Raw genomic sequence first — 1,178 nt, forward strand, 5'->3', positions numbered from 1 at the left:
GCGATCTCGCGCAACTCTCTCTTGGTGGATGTCGGCATGCTCTCTGCTTCCAGAAGCCGCTCGCAAGGGGTCTGGGGCGGATGATACCGCTTGGTCACCTTCGCGCCATCGCGCTGCTTGGAGGCCAACTTGAACGAGGGCTGGAAGAAGTTCACGAACAGCCGGGATGCGCCGTAGAGGCGCGTGATGGCCCGCGCCGCCGCCAAGCCCTCGAAACGCCGATAGCCCATGAGCTTCCGCACGACCGCGCCATTTTTCTGCTCTATCCACGCTTGATCGTTCTTGCGGTAGGGTCGGGAGCGGGTGAGCTCGATGCCGTGACCGAGGCAATATCCGATCAGCTTGTCGTTGACGAACTCGCTACCATTGTCCACGTCCAAAGCCGTCAGGGCGAAGGGCAAGCCAACGCGCAGGCGTTCGAGCGTTTCGACGACGAGGGTACCGTCTCGGACGACAATCGGCGCGGCTTCCGTCCATCCACTGGCGATATCGGTCAGCACTAAACTATGGACGTAGCTGCCGCGATTGACCTCTCCGCAATGCGCGACCAGGTCCATTTCCATGCAGCCGGGAGGAGGATCGCCCCAATCGGCAAAGGTGCGCATCCTTATGCGCCGCTGGGGCTCCGACACGACTCTCGGCTTCTTCCTGCTGTTCGTCCGCTTCGGCACCCGGAGCAAGCGGTCGATCGTAGAGGCGCTCATCGAGAGGACTTTGTGGCGTATCTCCTCCTCGAGCTTCAAATGCCCATTGCGCTCCAGCGCCGGCAGCAAGATGGGCAGCAAGGCTTTCAGTCGCTTGCCGCAAATCCTGTCGGAGGCCTCCCAGAGCACGATCAAGGAACCGCGCGCCGCCTCGTCATAGATCGAAGGCCGTTGGCGGGTCTGGCGCCGCTTCGGTCCGGACGGAGTGTTCAGAACACGGATTGCAGATTTTTCATGGTATCCTGTCGTCGCAACGAACTCGTCCAAGATCTTGCGCTTGTCCCTGTTCGTTGAGGCCAAGTAGCGATCTCGGACTGCATCGGCGAGTTCCATGCGAGCGGCATGGGTCATCTTGCTTCTCATGATCTCCTCCCTCACGGCGAGAACATCATGACCAAGCCCAACCTCGCAGGTAACAGATTAGATGAGGCAACGGCGCCGATGGGTAGCAATATCCTTGAGGCAACGCGACAC

At 60.4% G+C, this 1,178-nt stretch carries 1 protein-coding gene; it reads right to left on the reverse strand.

What is annotated here, in order from left to right:
* Positions 1–1,067: transposase family protein (locus Q1A87_RS23465; protein ID WP_299657258.1), on the reverse strand; the 1,067-nt coding region annotated here is incomplete at its 3' end.
* Positions 1,068–1,178: the final 111 nt, after the last annotated feature.

Origin of the sequence: uncultured Jannaschia sp., assembly GCF_947494055.1 — a bacterium.
In the GTDB taxonomy this organism is placed as follows: Bacteria; Pseudomonadota; Alphaproteobacteria; order Rhodobacterales; family Rhodobacteraceae; genus Jannaschia.